The organism is Pseudomonas sp. IT-P171, from assembly GCF_949767765.1.
Classification (GTDB): domain Bacteria; phylum Pseudomonadota; class Gammaproteobacteria; order Pseudomonadales; family Pseudomonadaceae; genus Aquipseudomonas; species Aquipseudomonas fluorescens_B.
On the sequence record NZ_CATKQN010000022.1, the window covers coordinates 134,607 to 153,100 of the forward strand.

The following is an 18,494-nucleotide window of genomic DNA, read 5'->3' on the forward strand; positions in this document are numbered from 1 at the left end:
TGTCGTTCCCTTTTTGGGACTCTTTGGTCGTCACTGTGAAGAACCTTTCTCTCAGCGAAGCTTTGTTTACGGGCACGCAGCAAAAAGTGCCGGGCTTGTTGTTTGGCAGACCTGACCAAAGTTTCTACGCCAACGAAATTGCTCGCTGGGCTCAGGTAGGGAAAGGCAGTCTCATGCGTGAGCTGGATCGGTTACAACGCTCGGGCGTATTGGCCATGACCCGGCAGGGCAACCAAACCCATTATCAAGCCAACCCCGATTGCCCGATTTATGCCGAACTATCGGGTATCACTCGCAAGACTTTCGGCATCGCCGAGCCTCTGCGCCAGGCACTGCAGCCCTTTGCCGAACAGGTCATTTGGGTATTTGTGTACGGTTCCATTGCCAAGGATCAGGCAAACGCATCCAGTGACATTGATCTGATCTTGATCGGCAAGGGGCTGCACTACAGTGACGTGATGGAGCGGCTCATACCTATGGAAGAGCAATCGCCGAGGTGAACAAAGTGCAGGTTCGATTGTTCGCCTTGTGCCATGAACGGCGCAATTTGGCGAAGTCCGAAGGTTACGTGGATGAGGATGAAGCGTTGTTGACTCAGTTGTTGGATAGCGCATCGCAATTGTTGAGCTGTGTGATACAGCGGCTTACCGGACTCTGATAGCAGCCGCTACCTGCGATGACGTCAGCCCAGCCAGCATAAAACCCGACAGACTCACTCGCGGCATAAAGCCTGCCGTCCCCGACACAGGTATACTGCTGCCTTTCGCGGCTCGCTGACCGGGCCCGACTCTATTGCATCACCCGGAGCTTTCATGACTTCCCCGACACAACCGCCGGTTGCCGACGCCTTGAGCGACGACCAGGCAGACCTGCCAGACAGCGTCGACTCCAGCGCAGACAGCGAAACCAAAGCCGCGATCCCGGCGTTCAAGTTCCCGTTCAAGCCGGGTGAACTGACCGCCGCGAAAGCCGCCAGCCAGCCGTGGTACAAGAACGGCGCCAAGAACGGCCACACCAAGACCCCCGGCGCAGCGCCTCCCGGCACCCGTCGTTCGATGGGCAAGCGCTGAGTTTCCACCCTCCGCCATTGGTCATCCGCCGCGGTTTTCAATCGCGATGATGGCTAAGTGCTCATATCCTGAGCCAGATCAACGTTTGTGGAATCAGTGCGCTTAGAGTCAGCAGCCCTGCCGACTCTTTCCATCCAACGAGCGCGCTTTCCATGAAGATCAACCTCCCGGTGACCGGCCGTAATGTCGACGTTGCGGCTGATGCGAACATCCTCTCGACCACTGATCTGACCAGCGCGATTACCTACGCCAACGACGACTTCATCAGGATCAGCGGCTACAGCCGTGAGGAGTTGCAGGGCTCGACGCACAACCTGCTGCGTCACCCGGACATGCCGGCGGCGGCTTTCGCGCATATGTGGCAGACCCTCAAAAGTGGCCGTTCGTGGATGGGGCTGGTGAAGAATCGCTGCAAGAATGGCGATCACTATTGGGTGAGCGCCTACGCCACGCCGGTGACGCAGAACGGTCAGGCCGTGGAGTATCAGTCGGTCCGGACCCGGCCCTCGGTGCGGCAGATCGAAGCAGCGGAAGAAGCCTACGCAAACCTTCGCGACGGTCGGGTGCCGCTGTTGCAACGCCTGCCTGTGTTCGCACCGGGACTCAAAGTGGTGGCATTGTTCAGTGTGACGCTGGCCTGTGTAGTGGGCATCGAGGTGTGGCTTAACCCGTCATCAGCCGTGTTCGGGATGCTGGCGTTTGTCGTGGGCAGCGGGTTGGCGGCGTTTGGAACCGGACGGATGTTGCGCCCGCTGACAGCGCTTGCCGAGCGCGCCCGACAGATTGCCGACAACCCGTTGAGCCAGGGCATTTACACCGGCCGCCGGGATCAGTTCGGCCAGATCGAGTTTGCCTTCCAAATGCTCGAAGCGCAGATCGGCGCGGTGGTGGGGCGCATCGGTGATGCGTCGCAGCGACTGGCCGGGCATGCGGCGGAACTGGTCGATCACTTGCAAAGCAGTCACAGCAGCACGCTGGATCAACAGGCTGAAACCGATCAGGTGGCGGCGGCGATTCATCAGATGTCCGCCAGCGTGGCTCAGGTTGCCAGCCATGCGCAGCAAGCCTCGCTGGCGGCCGATCTGGCCGGCAGCGAAACCCGCGAAGGTCATCAACTGGTGAGTGAGAGTCGCCACGCCGTCTTGCGTCTGGCCGAGGAACTGGCGCACGCAACCGATGTGATTCATCAGCTGGAAGGACACAGCAGCGAAATCACCGGAGTGCTGGAGGTGATCCGTAGCATCGCCGAGCAAACCAATCTGCTGGCCCTCAACGCGGCCATCGAGGCCGCGCGCGCCGGGGATGCCGGGCGCGGTTTTGCGGTGGTGGCCGATGAAGTGCGGGGCCTGGCCCAGCGCACCCAGCAATCGACCAACGAGATTCAGCGCATGATCAGCACCCTGCAAAACGGCACGCGGGATGCGGTGGTGGTGATGCAGCAAAGCAGTGAACAGGTGGAAAGCAGCGTCGAACAGGCCCGGCGCGCCGCCGACGCACTGGACGCGATCAGTCGGCGGGTCAATCAGATCACCGAAATGAGTCTGCAAATCGCCTCGGCGGTGGAAGAGCAGAGCACGGTCAGTGAAGACATCAACCGCAACATCAGCCGCATTCGCTCCGCCTGTGAAGTCACGGTGAGCGAGGGCCGGCAAAGCCAGGCCAACTCCGAAGACGTGGCGGGGCTGGCAGGGGATTTGCGGCAGTTGGCGCAGGAGTTCTGGCGAGAACGCCGTTAAGCCGCGCGCAACGAAATGAACGCGTAGTTGCGCGGTGTTTCGGTGGTCACTTCTGCGCCGGCCGCCAACACTTGCCCGGCGATGTCGTCGCCGGACACGTGGAACTGCCAGTCACTGCTCGCGTCCGTCAGCGGTTGTTGCGCGACTTGGTCGATAACCGTGGCGAATGCGCTCATGTCCGGCAGGTACGCGGTGAATCCATCGCCCTTGAGCGCTGTAGTCCGAATTCCCAGCAACGCGCAAATCGCATCCTTGGTGCGGATGTCATCGCGATCCGCCTGACGCGAGCGCTGGATAAGTCCTGCGAGTTCCTGATCGACGAGTTCCCCGCCGACGATCAGATCCGGTCCTTGCTCCCACGATTCGGGCGGGCATTCCTTGATCGACGTGTTGAGGGGAATGTGCGGATTGATTTCCATCGGATAGATACGGCACACCAGCGGCCGGCGTTCGTAGATGCGGCAGAGGTTGTCTTCGTCAAGATTCCGGCAGGGACCAATGTTGTAAGCCGCAAAGGTGATGGCCACGAACGCTTCGGACGCGCCGCTTTGCACCACCGCCGAACGGCGTTCGGCATGTTCGCGTTGCTGCGCCGGCAGGCCCAGGCCATTGCCCAGGAAACCTTCCACCAGCACGATCACCTGACCGCCGTCGGCCGCCCACATCCGGGCTTCTGTCAGGGTCAGGGGAACGTGGTGGTCATTGCAGCACTTGCCACAACCTACGCAGGAAAACGTCGTATTCATCGAAGGATCAGTCGCCTGTCTGGGCCCGAAACGGCGACAGAATGCCACCGCGAAGGTCTGCTTCGAAGCAAGTTATGCGCCATTCACTTGGATTTGGCCGGCAGGCGGATGGAGTCCCATTCGGTCACGTAGGCGGTTTTGCTTTTCTTGTTGTAGAGGCACAGCTCGGTGCCTTGCTGGCCTTTCATGTGTTTTTGCGGGTAGCGGCCTTGCAGGAGCATGGCGGTGTAGTCGACACGGTCATCGAACTGTGCGGCTTTGCCGACGGGGAAGGCGTCTGTCAGGCCGCTGGCCTTGATGCAACTGGCGAGCATCGCTTTGTCGAAGGCGGCCCAGGCTTCAGGGGTGGAAGCATGTGCTTGAGCGGCGAGGGCGGAGAGACAGAGAAAGGCGAGGGTGGTGGCTTTCATTGATCAGGCATCCTTGGGCGTGTGTGGGCAGAGTATGCCTGATGGCGATGTGTCAGGCTGGAACCGGCTCCCGGCGGACCACATACATCCCGCAACTTTCATACAACCGCTGAGCCCGAACGTTGTCTTCCAGCACCTTCAAATCCACAAACCCTTCATGACGCTGCTGAAACACGTTGAAAGCATTCAACAGCAATGCCCGACCCAGCCCCCGGCCCTGCGCGCGTGGATGCACCACCAGATTCTTGATGTAGGCGCTGGTCCAGCACTGGCACACGCCAACGATACCGTCGGCATCCAGGGCGATGAAACACAGTGAAGGATCGTACTCGGGATCGGTCTCGAATCGCTGTTGCCAGGTATCCAGCGCCGGCACGCGACCGCCCCCTTCCAGGTAGCCCAGTTCCATCAGGCGATGAACGGCTTCAGCCAGTTCGGGGCGGTAATTGTGCAGGACGATTCCCGGAGGCCAGGTGATGGCGGGCACCACCTCCACCAGGTTGCGCCGCATCAGAAAACAAAAGGCGTCGTTCAAACTCAATGACCCTGTTCGGCGACCGCCTTGGCCGCTTCGATCAGGCACTTGGTCAGCTCCGGCGAGGAGAACTTGGTCAACACCGCGTTGGCGCCGGCCAGACGTGCCTTTTCACTGTTCATCGCGCTGTCCAGGGAGGTGTGCAGCAGCACATACAGGTGCGAGAAGTCCGGGGTTTCGCGCAAGGTGCGGGTGAAGGCGTAGCCGTCCATCTCCGACATTTCGATGTCCGAGACGATCAGGTTGATTTGCTGGGCCGTGCCTTGCAGGTCCAGCAGGCAGTCGATGGCTTCCTTGGCGCTGCGCGCGGTGTGGCATTGCAGGCCGAGGTTGCGCAGGGTGTGCACCGACTGCTGCAAGGCGACCTGGCTGTCGTCGACCACCAGGATGCGCGCGTTGCCCAACACCTCGGCGTCTTCCATGCTCAGTTCGGTCGGGGCCATTTCGATCTGTGCCGGGGCGATGCCGTGGATGACTTTTTCGATGTCCAGCACTTGCACCAGCGTACCGTCGACCGACGTCACACCGGTGATGTAAGAGCGCACACCGCCGGAGCCGAAGGGCGGCGGACGGATGTCGGTGGTCAGGCAATGGACGATCTTGCTCACGGCCTGAACGTGCAGGCCCTGCTTGGAGCGGCTGACGTCAGTGACGATCAGGCAGCCGCCGTTCGGGTCTTCCAGCGGCCGCTCGCCAATGGCGCGGCTGAGGTCGATCACCGACAACGACGCGCCGCGCAGGGTGGCGATGCCTTTGACGTGGGGGTGCGACTCCGGCAGCTTGGTCAGCGGCGGGCAGGGAATGATTTCACTGACTTTGAGCAGGTTGATCGCCATCAGCTTGCCACTGCGCAAGGTAAACAGCAGAAGCGAAAGTGAGTCTGCGCGGGCTTTGGTGGTGGACATAAAAACCTTCTGAGGAAAAAGGTGATGGGCGAATGGAAAGTCGCCAAAAGCTATTGATGCCGGGTTATCGACTTGTTGGGGGCAGGCTTTAGGCCAAATGCATTTCGGCGGCCAAACGGTGAACCCTGTGGCGAGGGAGCAAGCTCCCTCGCCAGGAAAAACTCGCTACTTCATGCCCAGGCGCTTCGCCATCCGCCCAAGATTCGCCCGATCAAGGCCCAGCTCACGCGCCGCGCTCGCCCAGTTATTGTGGTGCCGATCCAGGCAAGCGCTGATCAATTGCCGCTGATAATTTTCAGTCGCCTCACGCAGGTCCCCCGACACCAATGCCGCCGGAGTCGTAGCCGGTTGCTCTGACGCGACCTCAACGCTGCCGCTGGGCAACTCCAGATCCGCCGCACTCAAGCTAAGAATCTTCGGCCGCTCCTTGCAGTGCCCCAAGGCTTTCAGCGCGCTGCGACCAATCAAGTGCTCCAGCTCCCGCACATTACCCGGCCAGTCATACGCGAGCAACGCGGCCTGGGCGTCGCTGTTCAGGCGCAAGCTGTTGAGGCCCATGCGCGAGCGGTTCTGCTCCAGGAAGAAGCCGCTGAGCAGCAGCACATCCCGCCCGCGATCCCGCAGGGCTGGCACCAGCAGCGGGTAAACGCTCAAACGGTGATAGAAATCGGCACGGTAACGGCCACTGCGCACTTCTTCGGCGAGGTCGCGGTTGGTCGCGGCGATGAGTCGCACGTCGACCTGATGTTCCTTGTCTGAACCCAGCCGCTGCAACTGACCGCTTTGCAGCACCCGCAGCAACTTGGCCTGCACAGTCAGCGAGAGCTCGCCGACTTCATCGAGAAACAGCGTGCCACCATTGGCCAGTTCGAACTTGCCACGGCGGTCGCTGGTTGCCCCGGTAAAGGCGCCACGCACATGGCCGAACAGTTCGCTTTCCACCAGCGTGTCTGGCAGCGCGGCGCAGTTGAGGCTGATGATCGGCTTGTCGGCCCGGGGCGAGGCGGCATGAATCGCCTGGGCCACCAGCTCCTTGCCGACCCCGGTTTCTCCTGTGATCAGCACGGTCAGATCGCTGCCGCCCACCAGGCTGATTTCTTCCACCAGCCGTTTGTGGGCCTTGCTCTGACCGATCATTTCACGGTTCTGCTGACCGCTGGCCTGACGGTAAACCTCGGCACGCTGATGTTCGTCCTCGACACGATTGGCCAGCCGTTGGATGCGCTCGGCGGCGTTGACTGTGGCGGCGGCGAGACTGGCGAAGGCTTGCAGGGCGTCCAGTTCGATCGGTTCGAAACGTTCCGGGTCGAGGGCGTCGAGGGTCAGCAAGCCCCACGGGCGCTCGTCGATAAACAGCGGGCAGCCCATGCAGTCGTGGACTTCCAGATGCTCGTGGAGGCCATCGACCAAGCCGTCGTAAGGGTCGGGCATGTCGCTGTCGGCGGCAAAACGGGTCGGACCGGGGCTGCTGAGCAGGGCTTCGAAGCGCGGGTGTTCGCTGACTTTGAAGCGCCGGCCGAGGGTGTCGGTGCTCAAGCCGTCGACGGCCAGCGGCACCAGCCATTCACCATCGAGGCGCAGCAGTGCGGCGGCATCGCAGGGCAGCAGGGCGCGCATGGCTTCGAGCAGACGCCGATAACGCTCGCCCTCGGGGAGTTCGCGGGAGAGGTCCGAGACCAGGGGAAGCAACGTAGTGAGCAGGGATTTTGCAGTCATAGTGACTCCATGTAGTCGAGATGACTATAAGTCAGGCTGTGTCGTTATGACTAGAATGTTTTTAAGTAGTTGATTTTTAACAACTAAATAGCTGGCACGAAAACTGATATAGAGAGGGCAGTCAATTAGAAAGCCCAGTAGCTCAGGAGTCACCTTATGCTTAGCGTTCAAGACCGTGCAATCGTCAAATCCACTGTGCCGTTGCTGGAAAGCGGTGGCGAAGCATTGATCACGCATTTCTACCGCATGATGCTCTCCGAATACCCGGAAGTCCGCCCGCTGTTCAACCAGGCTCACCAGGCCAGCGGTGATCAGCCCCGCGCCCTGGCCAACGGCGTGTTGATGTATGCGCGCCACATCGATCAGCTCGACCAGTTGGGCGACCTGGTGGCCAAGATCATCAACAAGCACGTGGCCCTGCAAATTCTCCCGGAACACTACCCGATTGTCGGCACTTGCCTGTTGCGTGCGATTTCCGAGGTGCTGGGTGACGAGATCGCCACGCCGGAAGTGATGAGTGCCTGGGGCGCCGCTTACGGTCAACTGGCCGAAATCCTGATCGGCGCTGAAACCAGCATCTACGACCAGAAAGAGCAGGCGCCGGGCGGCTGGCGCGGTGCGCGGGCATTCATCGTCGCGGCCAAGGTCGAGGAAAGCGCGGAAATCACCTCGTTCTACTTTGAGCCGGCGGACAAAGGTCCGATCCTCGCCGCAGAACCCGGCCAGTACATCGGCATGAAACTGATCCTCGATGGAGAAGAGATTCGTCGTAACTATTCGCTGTCAGCCCTGGCGAACAAAGGCCAGTACCGCATCAGCGTCAAGCGTGAACACGGTGGCCGCGCCTCGAACCATCTGCACGATCAATTGCATGTAGGCGCCAGCATTCAGTTGTTTCCGCCATCGGGCGAATTCACCCTGACCGACAGCGACAAACCGTTGGTGCTGATCAGCGGCGGCGTCGGCATCACCCCGACCCTGGCCATGCTCGAAGCAGCGCTGGAAACCCAGCGGCCGGTGCACTTTATCCACTGCGCACGCAACGGCAGCGTCCACGCTTTCCGCGACTGGATTGATGGATTGGCCGAGCGTCACCCGCAACTCAAGCGCTTCTATTGCTACGACGAAGATGACGGCGTCAGCCCGGCGGCGGACAAGGTTGGTTTGTTGAGCCAGGAACAACTGGGCGAGTGGCTGCCGCAGCAGCGCGATCTGGACGCTTACTTCCTGGGACCTAAAGGCTTCATGGCGGCGGTGAAACGTCACCTGAAAGCCTTGGGCGTGCCTGAGAAGCAAAGCCGTTACGAGTTCTTCGGCCCGGCCTCGGCGCTGGAATAACCGCTAAAGCGGCTGAACCTGTGGCGAGGGAGCTTGCTCCCCCTGGACTGCGTAGCAGGCCCATCTTTTGGGGCCGCTTCGCGACCCAGCGGGAGCAAGCTCCCTCGCCACAATTGCTTGTCAGCCTTTCAATTCCTTCAGGTGTTTGTACACCGTCGCCCGTCCCATGTTCAGCACGTTTGCCACATAGTTGGAGGCGCTTTTGCCCTTGAAGGCGCCTTCGGCGTGCAGGGCCAGCACCAGTTCGCGTTTATGGTCGCGGGTCAGCAGGTTCAGGCTCAGCTGACGCTCGCGCAGCCAGCCGTGGAGGAAGGTGTTGATCCTCTCCTGCCAGTCATCGCGAAACAGTGAGTCCGGTTGCGGGATCAACTTGCTCGGCGACAGGAACAGGTCCAGCGCGGCCTTGGCATTTTCGAACAGCGAAATATTCAGATTGATGCACAGCACGGCCAGTGGATGACCGTTGCTGTCGCGCAGCACGCTGCTCAGGCTGCGAATCTTCTGACCATCCCAATTGAGTTTTTCGTACGGGCCGATGTTCCGTTCGCTGATGTCATCGCTGAGCATGTCTTCCAGCGCGGAGTCGTCACCGACTTCCCGCTTCGACAGGTTATTGGCGATGTAATCGACTTTCTGTGTGCGCAGATCGTGCAGCACCACCTCGGCGTGGGGAAAGAACAACGTGGCGATGGCATCGGCAATCGCTCGGAAGTTGTCCAGGGCCGGGTCTTTTAAAGGTGCGTTCATACAGTGGAGCTCCAGGCAGCGTCAGCGCCCTGCAAAAAGGGCGCTGGAAGTTTGCCGCAATCGTGTCGACACGTCACCTGAGGACGCGGATCAGCCCAGGCGAGCGGGGGAGAGCATCCCGGCATCCAGGCCGAAGCGCGTGAGTTGCTCGGGCAAGGGCACGCCGCGCACCAGTGCGGCGCTGGCCTGGCCCATGGCGGGCGAGGTCTGGATGCCGTAACCGCCTTGCGCGGCCACCCAGAACAAGCCGGGTACCTGCAGATCGAAACCGGACAGCAAGTCGCCGTCGGCCACGAAGCTGCGCAAGCCGGCCCAGGTGCGGGTCGGACGGCGGATGGTCAGGGTGGTGGCTTCTTCGATCTGGTAGATGCCCATGGCGATGTCCAGTTCTTCGGGCTGTACGTCGTGCGGTTCCACCGGGTCGGCGTTGGCCGGTGAGCCGAGGAACATGCCGGCGTCGGGCTTCATGTAGAACGACTCGTCGAGGCTGACCAGCATCGGCCAATGGTGGATGTCCACGCCTTCTGGTCCGGCGAAGATGAAGGCCGCACGGCGCTTCGGTTGCAGACCCAGCGGCCTGGCGCCGGCCAGTTCGCCGATCTTGTCGGCCCAGGCGCCGGCGGCGTTGATGATGACCGGGGCGCTGAAGGTCTGGCCGTTGGTCCGGACCTGCCACACGCCTTCGCCGTCGCGGGTCAGGCTCAGGACTTCCGTGTCGGTATGCACTTCACCTTTATTGCGCCGGATGCCGCGCAGGTAACCCTGGTGCAGGGCATCGGTGTCGATGTCGCTGGCGGTCGGGTCGTAGATCGCACCGTGGACTTTTTCCCGGCGCAGGATCGGCAGGCGTGCACAGGCTTCGTCGGCGCTGAGCAGTTGCATCTCGGGCACCGTGGCCTTGGCGCTGAGGTATTGATTGTTCAATTCGGCCGGGTCGCCGGTGAAGTCCACGGTCATCTCGCCACGCGGGGTCAGCAGCGGGTGTTCGCAGAAGCCGGCGGGTGGGGCGTCGAAAAAATCGCGGCTGGCCTGGGTCAGTGCCCGGACCTGCGGTGTTCCATAAGCGGCGGTGAACAGCGCAGCCGAGCGTCCGGTGGAGTGATAGGCCGGATGGGATTCGCGTTCGAGCACAATCACCCGGTCGTGCTGCGACAGCCAGAAACCGGTGGAAGCGCCAGCGATCCCGCCGCCGATGATGATGAAATCTGCCTGGCTCATGTACGTCTCCTGTCGAGCGCAAATGCCAAAATTGTAGAAATCCCCTGTAGGAGCTGACTCGTTTCACTCGTCAGCTCCTACAGGGGTTTGTGGTGTCAGGAATGTAGGCGGTAAATGGCATTGGCCAGCGCGATGTCTTCCAGGCCCAGGCCGATGGAGCGGAAGAATACGTGGCGGTCGTAGCGGGGGCGCTGGACTTTTTCGCTGATCAAGTCCGGCAGGTCGCCGACAATCGCGTTCGTGTCCCAGCCATGTTGCTCACCGGCAATCAGCATTTCGCCCGCCGAGCCCGGAGTGGTCAGACGATAGTCGCAGAACACCTGCATGTCGTTGAGGCTCTGCGGCGGCACTTCGTGGGCGCGTGGAGCGTTGGTGCTGATGGAGGTGATCAGCGCTGGTTTGCTCAGGCTGGACGGCTCGATCACCGGACCAGCAGACGAGGTGCACAGCATGATGACGTCGGCGTCCTCAACGGCCGCTTCGCGACTGTCGACGAGCTTCAGGCGTGGATCGAGGCTTTTGATCTCGGACAGGGCTTCAGGGCTGAGGTCGCTCAGGTTTGGCGAGAAAAGGTGGATGCTTTGCCAGTCGCGCAAACCTTTGACGTAATGCAGGTGCGCCAGGGCAACCTTGCCACTGCCGATGATCGCCAGGCGCTGGGCGTTCAACGGGGCAAGGGCGTCGACAGCGACGGCGGTGGTTGCGGCGGTACGCGCAGTGGTCAGTTCGCCCGCATCGCAGAGCAACAGCGGCTGGCCGGTCTGCATCGACATCAGCAAGGTCCATGCGGTCACCAGCGGGCCTTGTTCGCGCACGATGTAGGGCGACGTCTTGACCCCATAGACCCCATCTTCGGCCAGTACGCCCAGGTAGTTGATGAAGTCGCCGGCACCCTTGGGGAATTCCACCAGTTGCTGCGCCGGTTGCACCGCTTGCCCGGTGGCCAGGTCGCGGAACAGTTTGCGCAGGATCTGCGGCACGTCGACCTGTGCCAACAATTCACGGGCCTGGGGTTGGGTGATCACAAAAGGCGTGCTGGACATGGTCGGCTCCGGGAGCTGGAAGTAAACTAATTTGTCCATTATGGACTTTTAGTTATCGCGAGCAATATCCGGGGCAAAAAAAAAGCGCAGTCCGTTTCCGGCTGCGCCTCTTTCAGCAAGGCCCGCGTTACGGGCGCTTGCGCTCAACCGCCCGCAACAGATGCGTCGGTGGCGTTTCACAGCTGATCTTGCGACCCAGCAGCGCTTCGATGGACGGTAGCTGGTAGGAATCATCTTCCCCGGCAAAACTGATGGACACACCGTCGGCGCCGGCACGACCGGTACGGCCGATACGGTGCACGTAGTCGTCCGGGACTTCCGGCAGGGTGAAGTTGATCACGTGGCTGATGCCGTCGATGTGAATGCCGCGACCGGCGACATCGGTGGCCACCAGCACGCGGATCTTGCCTTCGCGAAAGCCTTCAAGCGTCTTGATGCGCTTGTGTTGCGGCACGTCGCCGGACAATTGCGCGGCATTGACGCCGTCGCGTACCAGGCGTTCTTCGATGCGCCGCACTTCATCCTTGCGGTTGGCGAAGACCATCACCCGCTCCCAACCGTTGTCGTTGACCAGGTTGTAGAGCAGTTTGTATTTGTCGGCACCGGCCACCGCGTAGATGTGCTGTTCGACGTTTTCGCTGGCCACGTTCTGCGACTCGATCTCGACGATCGACGGGTCGGTGGTCCATTGTTTGGCGAGGTTCATCACGTCTTCGGTGAACGTCGCGGAGAACAACAGCGTCTGGCGCTCGTTCTTTGGCGGCGTCTGGCGAATGATCTGACGCACTTGCGGGATGAAACCCATGTCGAGCATGCGGTCGGCTTCGTCCAGGACCATGACTTCGACCATGTCCAGGTGCACGTCGCCGCGCTGGTTGAAGTCGAGCAGGCGGCCCGGCGTCGCGACGAGGATGTCGCAATGACGCGCTTCGAGGTGCTTGAGCTGCTTGTCGAAGTCCATGCCGCCGACAAACGTCATGACGTTGAGGCCGGTGTACTTGGTCAGGTCGGCGGCGTCCTTGGCGATCTGCACAACCAGTTCTCGGGTCGGCGCGATAATCAGCGCCCGAGGCTCGCCCATGTAGCGCTCTTTCGGCGGTGGGGTTTGCAGCAACTGGGTAATGATCGAAATCAGGAATGCAGCGGTTTTACCGGTGCCGGTCTGGGCGCGACCGATGGCGTCTTTGCCCGCGAGAGTGAAGCCCAGCACCTGGGCCTGAATCGGCGTGCAATACGGAAAGCCGAGATCCTGGATGGCGTGCATCAGTTCCGGGGCAAGCTTGAAATCGTGGAAACGGGTTTTGCCTTCCTGGGGTTCTACGACGAAATCTTCAAGTTTCCAGGGGATGACCGGTGCTTTTGGCTTGGGCTCGCGACGCGGCCTGGCAGGTTTCGCGGCTTCGCCGGACGGGGCTTCAGCGGCAATGGCTTCGACAGCGGGGGTGGCTGGTGCAGGCGTCGGCGCGTGTTTCGGTGCCGATACGGGTGCGGTCCGGCCAGGCTGATTACCGTCGGTGCGGTGGCTGGGGGTGTGAGACGGAGCGCTGGAGACTGGCGCGAGCTGCTCAGTCTCGCTTTTACCGAACATTTTCTTGAGTGCTTTGAGCACGGTCATCTCATCAATTGATTAAGGAATATACGGCGGCCAGTGTAATGCAAGAATCGGGCGCGGCGTAGGGGGATGGATCAATGGGCTGTTTTTCAGCTGAGCCGTTAACGCAAGCGCTCGCCGAGCCAGACGCCGATGTCGCGAATCTCCTCGGGTAACACTTCGTGACCCATTGGGTATTCCTGCCATGTCACGGTGACACCACGCTGCTTTAAATACTCGTAGGCGGTCCGTCCCATCGAGTTCTGCACCACATCATCGTACTGGCCGTGCAGCGACAGCACCGGAATGCGCTGCTGGCTGGCGCAAAGCTCCAGTTCATCACTGAAAGTCGGTGCATAAGTAGAGAGGGCAAGTACGCCACCCAACGGCCCCTGCCATTTCAGGAATGCGGTATGGAACACCACGGCGCCGCCCTGGGAAAAGCCTGCCAGGAATATCCGCGAGGCGTCTATTCCAGCGGCTCGCTGCACGTCGATCAATTTAATGATCCTGTCCGACGACTCTTCAAGCTGCTCGCGGTTGATCGCGCGTGCAGGGCTCATGGCCAATATGTCGTACCAGCTCGGCATCTCGTAGCCACCGTTGATAGTCACGGCGCAGGTCGGTGCCTGAGGGAGAACGAAGCGAGTGGTCAGCAAGGTTTCCTGTAACGCTTCGGCCACCGGCAGGAAGTCGTAACGGTCGGCGCCCAGGCCGTGCAGCCAGATAACGCAGGCGTCTGCGGGCTTGACGGGTTCAAGGATAAGGGGCTCGGTCATGGCTGCTCCAAATGTGTGCGTGCGCTCTCATTGAGTGCGTGATGTGAGTGCGTATCGGGTTGATCAGTTACGAAGATGTCGCAAGGGTGCAAGTTTTGCTATTGACCTGTCGCTGAATCGCTTTAGCGCCCGGTCTGGTACGGGCTTTGCTATAGGAAAGCCTGTACGAAAATCCCACGCCTGTCGGTAACACTATCAGGCCATTGTTCGTGGTGGGATAGCAAAAAATCCGGTGATGGATGTTCGCCAGTGGCCGCTACGGGCTTCGCGAACGTGAAAGGGCTACAGCCCGTTCGGCCGATTGGTGAGAAGTGAGTGATCCATGATTTGGATTTTCTCCTACTAGACTCATAGCGCAGGTCCTACGTCGGTTGACCCTAAAAAAAGCCAACACGGGTCGACTACGCCTCATAAGGGTGCGACTGGACTCAAGCTCCGACACAACAAGAGCAAAACTGGAGGTTTGAATGAAGATGTTGAAATCCACCCTGGCCATCGTGACTGCAGCCGCAGTACTCGGTGTCAGCGGGTTCGCTCAGGCGGGTGCAACCCTGGATGCAGTGCAGAAGAAAGGTTTCGTACAGTGCGGCGTCAGTGATGGCCTGCCTGGTTTTTCGGTTCCGGATTCCACTGGCAAGATCGTTGGTATCGATGCTGACTACTGCCGTGCTGTTGCCGCTGCCGTCTTTGGCGACGCGACCAAGGTCAAGTTCAGTCAGTTGAACGCCAAGGAGCGCTTCACCGCGCTGCAGTCCGGCGAAATCGACATCCTGTCGCGCAACACCACCATGACCAGCTCCCGTGACTCGGGCATGGGTCTGAAATTCCCAGGCTTCATCACTTACTACGACGGCATCGGCTTCCTGGTTAACAACAAACTCGGCGTCAAGAGCGCCAAGGAACTGGACGGCGCGACCATCTGCATCCAGGCCGGTACCACCACCGAGCTGAACGTTTCCGACTACTTCCGTGGCAACGGTCTGAAATACACCCCGATCACTTTCGACACCTCCGATGAAAGCGCCAAGTCGCTGGAATCGGGCCGTTGCGACGTACTGACTTCCGACAAGTCCCAACTGTTTGCCCAGCGCAGCAAGCTGGCTTCGCCGAAGGACTACGTGGTTCTGCCGGAAACCATTTCCAAGGAACCGCTGGGCCCGGTCGTGCGTAACGGCGATGACGAGTGGCTGGCTATCGTGCGCTGGGTTGGCTACGCCATGCTCAACGCTGAAGAAGCAGGCGTGACCTCGAAAAACGTTGAAGCCGAAGCCAAGGGCACCAAGAACCCGGACGTTGCACGTCTGCTGGGTACCGACGGTGAATACGGCAAAGACCTGAAAGTGAAGAAAGACTGGGTCGTCCAGATCGTCAAGCAAGTGGGTAACTATGGCGAAGTGTTCGAGAAGAACCTCGGCAAGAGCACTCCTCTGGAAATTGACCGCGGGCTGAACGCTCTGTGGAACAACGGCGGCATTCAATACGCACCACCAGTGCGCTGATGGTTCTATCACCCGGTGGGCCAACCGCCGGGTGATGTTCTGTTCCATTACATCCGGGGCACTTCATGCAAAATTCAATCGGCGCACCAAAGCAGAGGCTCAGCCTCAGCGATCCCAAAGTGCGTGCGTGGCTATTTCAGATCATCACCATTGTGGCGGTGGTCTCGATGGGCTGGTATCTGTTCGACAACACGCAGACCAACCTTCAACACCGGGGCATTACCTCCGGTTTCAGCTTTCTGGAGCGCAGTGCCGGTTTCGGCATCGCTCAAACCCTGATCGACTACACCGAATCGGACAGCTATGCCCGGGTGTTTGTCATCGGCCTGCTCAACACGCTGCTGGTGACCTTTATCGGCGTGATCCTGGCGACGATCCTCGGGTTCATCGTCGGCGTGTCACGGCTGTCGAAGAACTGGATCATCGCCAAGCTGGCGACTGTTTATGTGGAAGTCTTCCGCAACATTCCGCCGCTGCTGCAAATCCTGTTCTGGTACTTCGCGGTGTTCCTGACCATGCCAGGGCCACGCAACAGCCATAACTTCGGTGACACCTTCTTCGTCAGCAGCCGCGGCCTGAACATGCCGGCCGCATTGACGGCGGACGGTTTCTGGCCGTTTGCGGTCAGCGTCGTCGTGGCCATCGTCGCCATCGTGCTGATGTGCCGCTGGGCCAACAAGCGTTTCGAAGCCACCGGCGTTCCGTTCCACAAGTTCTGGACCGGCCTGGCGTTGTTCCTGGTGATCCCGGCGTTGTGCGCGTTGATCTTCGGTGCCCCACTGCACTGGGAAATGCCCAAGCTGCAAGGTTTCAACTTCGTCGGTGGCTGGGTGCTGATCCCGGAACTGCTGGCGCTGACCCTGGCCCTGACCGTGTACACCGCGGCGTTCATCGCCGAGATCGTGCGTTCGGGCATCAAGTCGGTCAGCCACGGCCAGACCGAAGCGGCACACTCGCTGGGCCTGCGCAACGGTCCGACCCTGCGCAAGGTGATCATCCCGCAAGCCCTGCGCGTGATCATTCCACCGCTGACCAGCCAGTACCTGAACCTGGCGAAGAACTCCTCGCTGGCGGCCGGTATCGGTTATCCGGAAATGGTCTCGTTGTTTGCCGGTACGGTGCTGAACCAGACCGGGCAGGCGATCGAAGTCATTGCCATCACCATGAGCGTGTACCTGGCGATCAGTATCAGCATTTCCCTGCTGATGAACTGGTACAACAAGCGCATTGCGCTGATCGAGCGGTAAGGAAAAGCGCATGAGTACTCATATTTTCAAACCTGACATGCCGCCACCAAGCAAAGTCTTCGGGCCGATGGCGTGGATGCGCGCGAACATGTTCTCCAGCTGGCTCAACACCCTGCTGACCCTGTTCGCGTTCTACCTGATTTACCTGGTGGTTCCACCGATTCTGGAATGGGCGATCATCGACGCCAACTGGGTCGGCACGACCCGCGCCGACTGCACCAAGGAAGGCGCCTGCTGGGTGTTCATCCAGCAGCGATTCGGCCAGTTCATGTACGGCTACTACCCGGTGGACCTGCGCTGGCGCGTAGACCTGACCGTGTGGCTGGCGGTGATCGGCGTGGCACCGTTGTTCATCTCGCGCTTCCCGCGTAAAGCGGTGTACGGGCTGAGCTTCCTGGTGCTGTACCCGATCATTGCCTACTTCCTGCTGCATGGCGGATTGTTCGGCCTGACCACCGTGGCGACCAGCCAGTGGGGCGGCCTGATGCTGACGCTGGTGATCGCCACCGTCGGTATCGCCGGCGCTCTGCCGCTGGGTATCGTCCTGGCCCTGGGCCGTCGTTCGAACATGCCGGCGATTCGAGTGGTCTGCGTGACCTTCATCGAATTCTGGCGCGGTGTGCCGTTGATCACGGTGCTGTTCATGTCTTCGGTGATGCTGCCGTTGTTCCTGCCTGAAGGCATGAACTTCGACAAACTGCTGCGGGCGCTGATCGGCGTGATCCTGTTCCAGTCGGCCTACGTCGCCGAAGTGGTGCGGGGCGGTCTGCAAGCGATTCCAAAAGGTCAGTACGAAGCGGCTGCGGCGATGGGCCTCGGTTACTGGCGCAGCATGGGCCTGGTGATTCTGCCGCAAGCCCTGAAGATGGTGATCCCGGGCATCGTCAACACCTTCATTGCGCTGTTCAAGGACACGAGCCTGGTGATCATCATCGGCCTGTTCGACTTGCTCAACAGCGTCAAACAAGCCGCTGCCGACCCGAAATGGCTGGGCATGGCCACTGAAGGCTATGTATTCGCGGCCCTGGTGTTCTGGATTTTCTGTTTTGGTATGTCCCGCTATTCCATGCATTTGGAACGTAAGCTGGACACAGGCCACAAGCGCTAAAAGCCGTACCTAATTTAGGAAGTTTTGTCATGAGTGAAGCGATCAAACAGCCTGCAAGCCCTGAAGGCATTATTCAGATGCAGGGCGTGAACAAGTGGTACGGCCAGTTCCACGTGTTGAAAGACATCAACCTGAACGTCAAGCAGGGCGAGCGTATCGTTCTGTGCGGCCCGTCGGGTTCCGGCAAATCCACCACCATCCGTTGCCTCAACCGTCTGGAAGAACACCAGCAGGGCCGGATCGTGGTCGATGGCGTGGAACTGACCAACGACCTCAAGCAGATCGAAACGGTCCGCCGCGAAGTCGGCATGGTGTTCCAGCACTTCAACCTGTTCCCGCACCTGACCATCCTGCAGAACTGCACGCTGGCGCCGATGTGGGTGCGCAAGATGCCCAAGCGCAAGGCCGAAGAAATCGCCATGCATTACCTGGAGCGCGTACGCATTCCGGAGCAGGCGCATAAATTCCCTGGGCAACTGTCCGGCGGTCAGCAGCAGCGTGTGGCGATTGCCCGTGCCCTGTGCATGAAACCGAAAATCATGCTGTTCGACGAACCGACTTCAGCGCTCGACCCGGAGATGGTGAAGGAAGTTCTCGACACCATGATCGGCCTGGCCGAAGACGGCATGACCATGCTCTGCGTGACCCACGAAATGGGCTTCGCCCGCACCGTGGCCAACCGCGTGATCTTCATGGACAAGGGCGAGATCGTCGAACAGGCTGCGCCGAACGACTTCTTCGACAACCCGCAGAACGATCGCACCAAGCTGTTCCTGAGCCAGATCCTGCATTGATCGAAGCCAGGC

Annotated in this window: 17 protein-coding genes and 2 pseudogenes; 9 read left to right on the forward strand and 10 right to left on the reverse strand. The window is 60.4% G+C overall.

The features are described from left to right. Positions 1–35 precede the first annotated feature (35 nt). From ACM6I5_RS15675 to ACM6I5_RS15690, 4 genes and pseudogenes are all read left to right on the forward strand, one after another. Positions 36–497, forward strand: a pseudogene (locus ACM6I5_RS15675) (nucleotidyltransferase domain-containing protein); the annotation flags it as partial. A gap of 315 nt (positions 498–812) precedes the next feature. After that, positions 813–1,070: a hypothetical protein gene (locus tag ACM6I5_RS15680; protein WP_414880545.1), complete on the forward strand. Its 258-nt coding sequence runs from the start codon at positions 813–815 to the stop codon at positions 1,068–1,070. A gap of 152 nt (positions 1,071–1,222) precedes the next feature. Then, a pseudogene (locus tag ACM6I5_RS15685) lies at positions 1,223–1,504 on the forward strand (PAS domain-containing protein); the annotation flags it as partial. Between the two features lie 255 nt (positions 1,505–1,759). Then, on the forward strand, positions 1,760–2,806 hold the full coding sequence (locus ACM6I5_RS15690) for a methyl-accepting chemotaxis protein (protein WP_414884266.1): 1,047 nt from the start codon (positions 1,760–1,762) through the stop codon (positions 2,804–2,806). Here the strand turns inward: ACM6I5_RS15690 and ACM6I5_RS15695 are convergent. The 5 genes from ACM6I5_RS15695 to norR form a co-directional block, all read right to left on the reverse strand. Further along, on the reverse strand, positions 2,803–3,552 hold the full coding sequence (locus tag ACM6I5_RS15695; RefSeq protein ID WP_017340670.1) for a YkgJ family cysteine cluster protein: 750 nt from the start codon (positions 3,550–3,552) through the stop codon (positions 2,803–2,805). The genes ACM6I5_RS15690 and ACM6I5_RS15695 overlap by 4 nt on opposite strands. 83 nt (positions 3,553–3,635) lie before the next feature. Continuing rightward, entirely contained in the window at positions 3,636–3,962 is a 327-nt protein-coding gene (locus ACM6I5_RS15700; RefSeq protein ID WP_414880546.1) for a hypothetical protein, read from the reverse strand. Positions 3,963–4,014: 52 nt separating this feature from the next. Beyond that, complete coding sequence (locus tag ACM6I5_RS15705; protein WP_414880583.1) at positions 4,015–4,473, reverse strand: GNAT family N-acetyltransferase; 459 nt, start codon at positions 4,471–4,473, stop codon at positions 4,015–4,017. A gap of 26 nt (positions 4,474–4,499) precedes the next feature. Beyond that, positions 4,500–5,402, reverse strand: a complete 903-nt coding sequence (locus ACM6I5_RS15710) for a chemotaxis protein CheV (RefSeq protein ID WP_017340667.1) — start codon at positions 5,400–5,402, stop codon at positions 4,500–4,502. Positions 5,403–5,567: 165 nt separating this feature from the next. Continuing rightward, positions 5,568–7,118 carry a nitric oxide reductase transcriptional regulator NorR gene (norR, locus tag ACM6I5_RS15715; RefSeq protein WP_017340666.1) on the reverse strand — a complete coding sequence of 517 codons (1,551 nt, stop codon included), beginning with the start codon at positions 7,116–7,118 and terminating at the stop codon, positions 5,568–5,570. A 156-nt stretch (positions 7,119–7,274) separates the two neighbouring features. Here norR and hmpA point away from each other — a divergent pair, with 156 nt between their 5' ends. Next, complete coding sequence (hmpA, locus tag ACM6I5_RS15720) at positions 7,275–8,456, forward strand: NO-inducible flavohemoprotein (RefSeq protein ID WP_414884189.1); 1,182 nt, start codon at positions 7,275–7,277, stop codon at positions 8,454–8,456. A 120-nt stretch (positions 8,457–8,576) separates the two neighbouring features. Here the strand turns inward: hmpA and ACM6I5_RS15725 are convergent, their stop codons facing one another. The 5 genes from ACM6I5_RS15725 to ACM6I5_RS15745 all read right to left on the reverse strand — a co-directional run bounded on the left by ACM6I5_RS15725 (position 8,577) and on the right by ACM6I5_RS15745 (position 13,834). Beyond that, positions 8,577–9,203, reverse strand: coding sequence for a transcriptional regulator (locus ACM6I5_RS15725; protein WP_017340664.1), 627 nt, complete (start codon positions 9,201–9,203; stop codon positions 8,577–8,579). A 90-nt stretch (positions 9,204–9,293) separates the two neighbouring features. Next, the gene (locus tag ACM6I5_RS15730) at positions 9,294–10,421 is read right to left on the reverse strand and encodes an NAD(P)/FAD-dependent oxidoreductase (protein WP_414884190.1); all 1,128 of its coding nucleotides are present in this window, start codon (positions 10,419–10,421) and stop codon (positions 9,294–9,296) included. 95 nt (positions 10,422–10,516) lie between these two features. Beyond that, entirely contained in the window at positions 10,517–11,464 is a 948-nt protein-coding gene (locus ACM6I5_RS15735; RefSeq protein ID WP_017340662.1) for an ornithine cyclodeaminase family protein, read from the reverse strand. 127 nt (positions 11,465–11,591) lie between these two features. Beyond that, complete coding sequence (rhlB, locus tag ACM6I5_RS15740; protein WP_017340661.1) at positions 11,592–13,079, reverse strand: ATP-dependent RNA helicase RhlB; 1,488 nt, start codon at positions 13,077–13,079, stop codon at positions 11,592–11,594. A 98-nt stretch (positions 13,080–13,177) separates the two neighbouring features. Then, entirely contained in the window at positions 13,178–13,834 is a 657-nt protein-coding gene (locus ACM6I5_RS15745; protein ID WP_414884191.1) for an alpha/beta hydrolase, read from the reverse strand. 467 nt (positions 13,835–14,301) lie between these two features. Here ACM6I5_RS15745 and ACM6I5_RS15750 point away from each other — a divergent pair, with 467 nt between their 5' ends. The 4 genes from ACM6I5_RS15750 to ACM6I5_RS15765 all read left to right on the forward strand — a co-directional run bounded on the left by ACM6I5_RS15750 (position 14,302) and on the right by ACM6I5_RS15765 (position 18,482). Continuing rightward, positions 14,302–15,333 carry an amino acid ABC transporter substrate-binding protein gene (locus tag ACM6I5_RS15750; protein ID WP_017340659.1) on the forward strand — a complete coding sequence of 344 codons (1,032 nt, stop codon included), beginning with the start codon at positions 14,302–14,304 and terminating at the stop codon, positions 15,331–15,333. 65 nt (positions 15,334–15,398) lie between these two features. Beyond that, positions 15,399–16,580 carry an amino acid ABC transporter permease gene (locus tag ACM6I5_RS15755; protein WP_017340658.1) on the forward strand — a complete coding sequence of 394 codons (1,182 nt, stop codon included), beginning with the start codon at positions 15,399–15,401 and terminating at the stop codon, positions 16,578–16,580. A 10-nt stretch (positions 16,581–16,590) separates the two neighbouring features. Continuing rightward, on the forward strand, positions 16,591–17,688 hold the full coding sequence (locus ACM6I5_RS15760; protein ID WP_414880549.1) for an amino acid ABC transporter permease: 1,098 nt from the start codon (positions 16,591–16,593) through the stop codon (positions 17,686–17,688). Positions 17,689–17,717: 29 nt separating this feature from the next. Continuing rightward, positions 17,718–18,482 (forward strand): amino acid ABC transporter ATP-binding protein, encoded by a 765-nt coding sequence (locus tag ACM6I5_RS15765; protein ID WP_017340656.1) that lies wholly within the window; start codon positions 17,718–17,720, stop codon positions 18,480–18,482. Positions 18,483–18,494: the final 12 nt, after the last annotated feature.